This window comes from Geodermatophilus sp. YIM 151500 (assembly GCF_025716945.1).
Lineage (GTDB): Bacteria > Actinomycetota > Actinomycetes > Mycobacteriales > Geodermatophilaceae > YIM-151500.
The window spans coordinates 101371-110070 of record NZ_JAOVZT010000002.1 but is presented as its reverse complement, the minus strand read 5'-3'; the positions used below and the strand labels follow the sequence as shown (position 1 = coordinate 110070).

General features: G+C 76.0%; 7 protein-coding genes. 4 read left to right on the top strand and 3 right to left on the bottom strand.

Going from position 1 to position 8700, the window contains the following annotated elements; genetic code table 11:
• A partial coding sequence (locus tag OF117_RS04140; protein ID WP_263551540.1) for an acyl-CoA carboxylase subunit epsilon occupies positions 1-245 on the top strand: 245 nt, incomplete at its 5' end.
• The gene (locus OF117_RS04135) at positions 242-850 is read left to right on the top strand and encodes a Maf family protein (RefSeq protein WP_263551539.1); all 609 of its coding nucleotides are present in this window, start codon (positions 242-244) and stop codon (positions 848-850) included. The genes OF117_RS04140 and OF117_RS04135, both read left to right, overlap by 4 nt.
• On the opposite strand, the gene OF117_RS04130 is transcribed toward OF117_RS04135, so the two are convergent.
• Complete coding sequence (locus OF117_RS04130; protein ID WP_263551538.1) at positions 828-1565, bottom strand: class I SAM-dependent methyltransferase; 738 nt, start codon at positions 1563-1565, stop codon at positions 828-830. The genes OF117_RS04135 and OF117_RS04130 overlap by 23 nt on opposite strands.
• 157 nt (positions 1566-1722) lie before the next feature.
• Between OF117_RS04130 and OF117_RS04125 the strand changes: the two genes are divergently transcribed.
• Together OF117_RS04125 and OF117_RS04120 are read left to right on the top strand one after the other, a co-directional pair.
• A complete protein-coding gene (locus OF117_RS04125) occupies positions 1723-3486 on the top strand; it encodes an acetyl/propionyl/methylcrotonyl-CoA carboxylase subunit alpha (protein WP_263551537.1) in 1764 nt (587 codons plus the stop codon).
• Positions 3487-3711: 225 nt separating this feature from the next.
• A complete protein-coding gene (locus tag OF117_RS04120; RefSeq protein ID WP_263551536.1) occupies positions 3712-4374 on the top strand; it encodes a hypothetical protein in 663 nt (220 codons plus the stop codon).
• Between the two features lie 74 nt (positions 4375-4448).
• On the opposite strand, the gene OF117_RS04115 is transcribed toward OF117_RS04120, so the two are convergent.
• Positions 4449-6566 carry a hypothetical protein gene (locus OF117_RS04115; RefSeq protein WP_263551535.1) on the bottom strand — a complete coding sequence of 706 codons (2118 nt, stop codon included), beginning with the start codon at positions 6564-6566 and terminating at the stop codon, positions 4449-4451.
• Between the two features lie 124 nt (positions 6567-6690).
• Complete coding sequence (locus OF117_RS04110) at positions 6691-8610, bottom strand: reprolysin-like metallopeptidase (protein ID WP_263551534.1); 1920 nt, start codon at positions 8608-8610, stop codon at positions 6691-6693.
• Between the last annotated feature and the right edge of the window lie 90 nt (positions 8611-8700).

The following is an 8700-nucleotide window of genomic DNA, read 5'->3' as shown; positions in this document are numbered from 1 at the left end:
CGTCGCTCGATCGCGGAGACCCTCCGGGCCCCCACTCCTCACGACCCGCGCTGTTGCGCGTCGTCCGCGGGGAGCCGACCGACGAGGAACTGGCCGCGCTCACCGTCGTCGTCGCCGCGCTCTCCGCCCGGCGCCCCCGGCGGGCGCCCGCGCCGGTCGGCGCGTGGTCCTCGTACGCCGACGCACACCGCGCGCCGCTCCGCCCCGGTCCGGGCGGGTGGCGCGCCGCAGGGAGGTTCTCATGACCAGCGACCGGCGCCTCGTGCTCGCGTCGGCCTCACCGGCCCGGCTGGCGCTGCTGCGCCAGGCCGGCCTGGCCCCCGAGGTGGTGGTCAGCACGATCGACGAGTCGAGCGTGCGCGCCCCGCGGGTGGCCGAGCAGGTGGCCCTGCTGGCCGCGGCCAAGGCCGCCGACGTGGCGAAGCGGGAGGACGACGCGCTGGTCATTGGCGCCGACTCGCTGCTGGAGTTCCGAGGCCGCCCGCTGGGCAAGCCGGTCGACGCCTCCGACGCCCGTGACCGCTGGCGGCGGATGGGCGGCCGGTCCGGCGTGCTGCACACCGGCCAGGCGCTGTTCGACGTCCAGGACGGCACGGTCGTCAGCCGCGACGTGGCCGTCGCCTCCACCGTCGTCCACTTCGTCACCCCGACGCCGCGGGAGATCGAGGCCTACGTGGCCACCGGGGAGCCGCTGGTCGTGGCCGGCGCCTTCACCCTCGACGGGCTCGGCGCCCCGTTCGTCCGGCGGGTCGAGGGCGACCCGGCCGCCGTCATCGGCCTCTCGCTCGCCGTGCTGCGCACCCAGCTGGCCAAGCGGGACCTGGCGATCACCGACCTCTGGCGCCGCTGAACCGGTCCGACCGGTCCAGCTCGAGCACGACCGCGCCGGAGATCGGGCGCAGCCGCTCCGCCCGCCGCTCCACGGCGGCCGCCCACGCCGGCACGCCCGCCACGCCGCTCGGGTAGAGGAACAGGGTGCGCCGGCCGCGCAGCCGCCAGCCGGCCCGCTCGGCCGTGCGGAGGAACCGCCGGACGGGGAAGGTCCGCTCGCCGGGCACCAGCGCGTGGTACGCCCAGACGTAGGGGTGCATGCGGTTGGGCTCCATCACCGTCCAGCGGGCACCCGGAGCCGCCGCGTCGTGCACGGCAGCGGCGACCGCGTCCAGATCGGCCACGTGGTGCAGGGCGTCGACGCTGATCACCAGGCCCGCCGTCCCGGCCGCGACGGCCGCGGTCAGCGCCTCACCGGTGCCGACCTCGAACGAGACGTTGGGCAGCGTCGAGGCGCGTTCCCGCGCCAGCGCCACGTAGCCGGGCAGCGGCTCGACCCCGGTGAACGTGCGGCCGGGCCGGGCGGCGGCCAGGCTGCGCAGCAGCGTGCCGGTGCCGCACCCCACCTCCAGGACCGGTCCCGTCGTCGCGTCCACGACCCCCGTGAAGAAGTCGACCCGCCGCCGGGCCATGTGGCCGGATGCCCGCAGGTCGTCGTACGCCTCCGGCCGGTCGTCGAACGAGGCGTTCCAGGGACGCGTCGAGGACCCGGCCTCCGCGACGTCGCTGCTCATCCGCGCAGCCTAGGTGGCACCCCGCCACGCGCCAGGGGTTCGGTCCCGGTGGCCGCGACGGGGACGACGCCGACGTCGGCGCTCCGGGCGGCACCTGGCCGGTGCCGGGGTGCGCCGCCTGGTTACAGTCCGGAACCGTCGACCCGAGGAGGAGAGCGTGCAGAAGGTGCTCATCGCCAATCGCGGCGAGATCGCGGTCCGGGTCGCCCGCGCCTGCCGCGATGCCGGGCTGACCAGCGTGGCGGTGTACGCCGAGCCCGACCGCGACGCCTTGCACGTCCGGGTGGCCGACGAGGCGTTCGCGCTCGGCGGGACGACGCCCGGCGACTCCTACCTGGTGATCGACAAGATCATCGACGTGGTCAAGCGGTCCGGCGCCGACGCGGTGCACCCCGGGTACGGCTTCCTCGCCGAGAACGCCGACTTCGCACAGGCCGTCATCGACGCCGGCGTCATCTGGATCGGCCCCTCCCCCGAGGCGATCCTCGCGCTCGGCGACAAGGTCGCCGCCCGGCACATCGCGCTGGAGGCCGGCGCTCCGCTGGTGCCCGGCACCCCCGACCCGGTCTCCGGCGCCGACGAGGTGGTCGCCTTCGCCGAGGAGCACGGCCTGCCGGTCGCCATCAAGGCGGCCTTCGGCGGCGGCGGCCGCGGGCTGAAGGTGGCCCGCACGATGGAGGAGATCCCGGAGCTGTTCGACTCCGCCGTCCGGGAGGCCGTGTCGGCCTTCGGCCGCGGCGAGTGCTTCGTCGAGCGCTTCCTCGACCAGCCGCGGCACGTCGAGGCGCAGGTGCTGGCCGACATGCACGGCACCGTCGTCGTCGTGGGCACCCGCGACTGCTCGCTGCAGCGCCGCAACCAGAAGCTGGTCGAGGAGGCGCCGGCGCCGTTCCTCACCGACGAGCAGCGCGCGCGCATCCACGAGTCGGCCAAGGCCATCTGCCGCGGCGCCGGCTACGTCGGCGCCGGCACGGTCGAGTACCTGGTGGGCGCCGACGGCTCGGTCTCCTTCCTCGAGGTCAACACCCGTCTGCAGGTCGAGCACCCGGTCAGCGAGGAGACCGCCGGCGTCGACCTGGTGCGCCAGCAGTTCCGCATCGCCGACGGCGCACCCCTGGAGATCACGGAGGACCCGGTGCCGCGCGGGCACAGCATCGAGTTCCGGATCAACGCCGAGGACGCCGGCCGGAACTTCATGCCCGCGCCCGGCCCGGTCACCCGGCTGGAGATCCCGCAGGGCCCCGGCGTCCGGTGGGACTCCGGGGTGGAGACCGGCGGCGAGGTGGTGGGCGCCTTCGACTCGATGCTGGCCAAGCTGATCGTCACCGGCGCGACGCGCACCGAGGCGCTGCAGCGGGCCCGCCGCGCGCTGGACGAGCTGGTCGTCGAGGGCATGCCGACCGTGGTGCCGTTCCACCGCGCCGTCGTCCGCGACGAGGCCTTCACCGCCGAGCCGTTCCGGGTGCACACCCGCTGGATCGAGACCGAGTGGGACAACCAGGTGCCGCCCCACTCCGCGGCACCGGCCGAGCCGGGCGAGGAACAGCCGCGCCAGACGGTCGTGGTGGAGGTCGGCGGACGCCGGCTCGAGGTCTCGCTGCCCGCCGCGCTCACCGCGGGCGGCGGCGCAGCGGCGGCCGGCGCTCCGGCGCGGGCGCGCCGGCGCAGCAGCGGGCACGGCGGCTCGGCCACGTCCGGCGACGCGCTGACCTCGCCCATGCAGGGCACGATCGTCAAGGTCGCCGTCGAGGACGGCGCGACCGTCGCCGAGGGCGACCTCGTGGTCGTGCTCGAGGCGATGAAGATGGAGCAGCCGATCGTCGCCCACCGGGCGGGCACCGTGTCGGGGCTGACCGCCGAGGTCGGCGCCTCGGTGAGCAGCGGCGCCGTCCTCTGCTCCATCACCGACGACGCGGCGTAGCCGCGTTGGCCGCCCTGAGGGCGGCTCAGGGGCCTGCAGCGAGAGGCTCCAGGTCGCGTCCGACGTGACGTTGTCCTCTGGAGAGGCCGCGCGGCGACTCGAAGGCTGTTGGCATGCCCGGTCCGCTGATCGCTCCCTGCGACGAACACATCAAACGGGAGTCGCATGGGCGCGCAGTTGCCCGCAGCGAGCTGTTCCGGGACGGCGGGATGAAAGGTCATCGATATGACGCTGGACGATTCTGCCACCATCATCGCCGCCATCGTCTCCGGTTCCATCACCGGTTCGGCGGCGATCGTTGTCGGATACCTGGCGTCGTCGCGCCGGCGTCAGCTCAAGAAGGATGTACAGGGGCGGAGGCTGACGGCCTACGAGGGCCTTTGGGCAGTGACGGGCACGGCGGCGGGTGTCCGAGCGAGAGGTGACTGGGCAGGCGGGCCTCTCGACAAAAGGGAACGTCGAGAGCTCTTCGACAAGATGACCGAGTGGTACTACGGGAAGAGTGGCGGAATCTTTCTCGCTCCCAAGACGAGAGAGCTCTACCTCGCGGTGAAGGAGAACCTCTGCTGTCCCGAACCCAAGATCCGACCCGCCGGAGCCCTCGAGGAGGAGATGTCGGGCGGGGACGACTCCGATCGCGCGCGCGGTTACCTGGCCATCCATCAAATGTCGCTGCTCCGATGGGTCATGCGTTTCGACCTGGACATCCACACTCAGCCCTACAACGCGACGCTCACCGAAAAGCAGAAAGAGTTGGTCGAGGACAGCGGTATCCACCTCGACAAGCGGCCCTACAAGGGCAACTGGACCGAGGGACGTGCGCGCGAGAACGCGATCGGCGCCGCGGCCGCGCAGCCGCTGGTCGGACCGCTGCGGACAGGCGGCTGATCGGGGCCCGTGGTGGACCACGGACGTTGCCGGACGCGGGTTGGACGCGCAGTGCCGGCCCTCCTGCCCGGCGGTCAGCCGCGGCGCACGCCGAGGGTGTCGACGCCGTCGCCGTTCCAGTCCCCGGCGAACGCCGTGTCGGTCGGGTCGCCGTAGGCGACCACCCGCTCGGCGACGCCCGAGGTCAGGCTGTAGCGCATGTGGTAGACGCCGCCGCGGCGCACGGTGAGCGAGTCACCGGTCTGCCCGGCCCGCCACCGCCCGACCAGGACGACGTCGCCCGGGTCGCCGTAGGCGAAGGTCGACTCCGCGACACCCGTGGTGAGCGCGTTCTTGACGAAGTACTGCAGGCCGCGGCGCACGGTCAGGCTGTCGCGCCGGTCGCCGTTCCAGTCCCCCACGAGCACCGCGTCACCGGGGTCGCCGTACACGAACACGGTGTCGGCGGAGCCGGTCGACAGGCTGTTGCGCACGAAGTAGGTGTTGCCGCGCCGTACCGCCAGGCTGTCGCGGCCGTCGCCGTCCCAGTCGCCGACGAGCACGGCGTCACCGGGGTCGCCGTAGCCGAACACGGCGTCCGCCGGGCCGCTGGTGTTGCGGTCGCGGACGTGGAACTCCCCACCCCGGCGCACCAGCATCGTGTCGACGCCGTCGCCGTCCCAGTCGCCGACGAAGACGCTGTCGACCGGCAGGCCGTAGACGAACACCGAGGTCGCGGTGCCGCCGTAGCCGTCGTTGAGGAAGTAGCGGTCGCCCCGGCCGCCGATCTCGCCGGTGACCCCGGCGCCGCCAGCCGCGGGCAGGGACGCGACGCCGCCGCGGGTGCGCACCTCCACGGTCGCCTCGAGCACACCCTGGCCGAGCACCGTCACCGTGAACGCCCCGCCGGCCAGCGACGCGGCCCGGCCCGGGAGGAGCGCGACGCGGGTGTCGCCGTCCCAGCCGGCGGCCGGCGACGGGGTGCCGTCGAGCAGCAGCGAGGTGTCGCCGGCGGTGGCCGTGGTGCGCAGCAGCACCCCGCTCTCCAGGCCGGCGTAGTTGCCGGAGGCCAGCCAGGCGTCGCGGCCCACGGCGGTCCGCAGCTCCAGCCAGTAGACGCGCCCGTCGTCGGCGACCAGCTGCACCGCCCGCACGCCCTGTGGCGCGCCCGGCGGCACCAGCGGGACGACGGCGCCGGTGTCGCCGGCGCGGAACGCCAGCCGCCGGTGGGCGGGCAGCACGCCGAGCTGGGCGGCGTGGACGGCGTTCAGCGAGCCGAGCTGCTGCCAGGAGCCGCCCATCACGTCGTAGTAGTCGCGGTAGGCGACCGTCCGGCAGGCCCCACCGTCGACGGCGCCGTCGCACTGGCGCGCCGAGGAGTGGCCGAGGCCGAAGTTGTGCCCGAACTCGTGCGCGAGCAGCGAGGTCTGCACCGCGCCGGCGACGACCCGGCCCCCCGACCCCACGCCGCTGCCGATCGTGCCGAAGCCCGAGGAGCACCCGGAGCCCCCGCTGCCCATGCCCGGCAGGTACACCAGCAGGTGCCGGCCGGGGCCGGGCGCGAAGCCGACCCGCTGGGCGACGTCGTTCCAGAGCCCGAAGGGGTCGGTGCAGGGGAAGCCGGTCGGCGTCCACGAGTGCCGCGCGGTCACCCCCAGGCGCACCGCGCCGCCGGTCTGCTCGGCCCAGAAGTCGGCCACCGGCCCGTCCACGGCGGCGGCGAGCCGGTCGACGGTCATGCCGTCGGGTGCGCCGCCCGGCGGGGTCACCAGCACCACGGTGACGGAGTTGGTGGACGGCCCGCCGGCCGCCGCGCCCCCGCCGGACGCGTCCCCGGCGGCGAGCACCTCGGCGGCGAGCACCTCGTGCACCGGCTCGAAACCCCGGGTCGTCGCCTCGTCGACGACCCGCTCGCCCACCGTGACCTCGACCGTGGCACCCGGGGGGACGTCGTCGACGGCGGCGGTCTCGATCCGCACGGCCTCGCCGTCCGGGGTCTCCACCCAGCTCAGCGGTGCCTCGGCGGCGTGCTCCTCCGGCGCCGCGGGGTCGGCGTGCTCGGGCCAGACCTGGACGAGCTCGCCGACGACGGTCCCGCCGGTCGGTGCGGCCTGCTCGGCGGCGGCCGGGGACGCGAGCACCGGCAGCGCGACGGCGGCCAGGACGGCGACGACGGACGACCGCACCGCGCGCGGTCGGTGGACTGCTGGCACGAGGACTCCTCGGGAGGGTGGACCAGGGGTCCATCGGCAGGTCGCGGGCCCGGGCTGACCGCGGCTCCCCCGACCGGGCGGGTCGGCGTCCGCCGTCCGGTGGCCGCCGGCCGGACCTGCGGGGCTACCGGAGGCGCCGCCGCACCAGCACGCCGAGTGCGGCGGCGAGGGCGGCGGCGAGGGTCAGGCCGCCGAGCGCGGCGCCGGCGACGGGCCAGGCGGGGCCGGGAGCGGCCGGCGCGGGACGCGCCTGTGCGGCCTCGTCCGCCCGCACGTCCGCGGCCTGCGCGGCGTCGGCTGACTCCATGGCGGGCGGGACCGGGGGCGGGCTCGGGGCACCCGCCGCTGGTGCGGAACCGGCGGCGGACGCTCCGGCGGGCGCCGCCGTGCCCTCGGCCGCGGAGGAGGGTGCCGTGCCCTGCGCCGGGAGCACGGCCGAGCGGCTGCCGCCCGCCGGGGCCGGGGCGACGGCGCGGGCCCCGGCCGGCGTCGCCCGGACCCGCACGGTGGCCGCGCGGGGGGTGAGCGAGGTGACGGTGACGGTGAAGCCGCCGGCCAGCGGGACGGGCGTGCCCGCCGGCAGCGCCGTCCGCAGGTCGCCGTCCCAGGCGGCCGCGGGACCCGGGGTTCCGTCGAGCAGCAGCGAGGTGTCGGGCCAGGCGCCGGTGCGGCGCAGCAGCACGCCGCTGTCGAGCGCGTAGCGGTCGGCGGGGGTGCCGAGCCAGGAGTCGCGGCCGGCAGCGGTGCGCAGCTCCAGCCAGTAGCTCCCGCCCCGGCCGTCGTCGAGGCGCAGGGCGCGGGTGCCGGAGGGTGAGGTGAGCGGCGCGAGGACGACCTCCGCGGTGCCCTCGGCGGCGGTCACCGTGCGCACCCGGTCCGCGCCGAGCGTGCCGAGCGCCGCGGCCTGCGCGACGTTGAGCGACCCGAGCTGGCCCCACGAGACGCCCATGACGTCGTAGTGGTCGCGGTAGGGCTTGGTGCGGCAGGCGGCGGTGTCGGCGGTGTCGGTGGCGGCGGTGTCGGTGGCGGCGGCGTCGGCCGTGCCGTCGCACTGCAGGCCCGAGGAGTGGCCCAGGCCGAAGTTGTGGCCGAGCTCGTGGGCGACGACCGAGGGCAGCGTGTCGCGCACGTAGAGCCGGCCGCCGGAGGCCGGGCCGGTGCCGACCTCGGCGAGTGCGTAGGAGCACCCCGGCAGCGCCGCCGAGCGGCTGCTGAGGTAGAGCACCAGGTGCTTGCCGGGCCCCGGGACGAAGCCGACCTTCGCCGCGACCTCCGTCCACAGCACGGTCGGGTCCGTGCAGCCGGCCACGGTCGGGATCCAGTCGTGCGCGGCGGTGACCCCGAGCTGGACGGCGCCGCCGGTCTGCTCGGCCCAGAAGCCGGCGACCGGCCCGTCGACGACGCCGGTCATCCGCGCGACGTCCACGGAGTCGGGGGCGACCCCGGCGGGGCGGACCAGCGCGACGGTCACCTCGTTGGTCAGCCGGCGCCCGGCGCCCGCGGTGGCCGCCGCCGGCGCGGGGGTGCTGACCACCTCGGCCTGCAGCACCTCGCGGGCGGGGACGAGCCCCTGACCGGACGCCGCGTCGCGCACCTGGGCGCCGACGGTGACCTCGACGGTCGCGCCCGGGGGCACGCCGACCAGGTCGGCGGTGTCCACCCGGATGGAGTCGCCGCCCGGCGTCTCGACGTAGCTGAGCGGCCCGCCGTGCGCGGCACCGTCCTCGTCGCCGGAGGTGCCGGGCCCGGCGTCCCCGGCGTCCTCGGCGTCGTCGTGCGCCTCCTCGGCACCTTCGCGCGCTTCCCCTGTGTCCTCGTGCGCGTCCTCGGTGTCCTCGTGCGGGTGCTGGGCGTCCCCGGCGTCCTCGTGCGGGTCCTCGGCGTCCCCGCGCGGGTCCTCCGCGATGCCGGCGCCCTCGGGCTGGACGGCGTGCTCGTCCTCCGCCCACACCTGCAGGAGCTGGCCGGTCACGGTGGAGCCGGCCGGCTCCTCCGCCGCGGCCGGCACCGGCGCGAGCGGCGCGGCGACGACCGCGCACGTCACGACGGCACGCCACAGCCACGACCGGCGGCGCGCACGCGGGGAGGATGGCATCCCTCCCGTCATCGGCGGTGACGACCCCGATGCGCACCG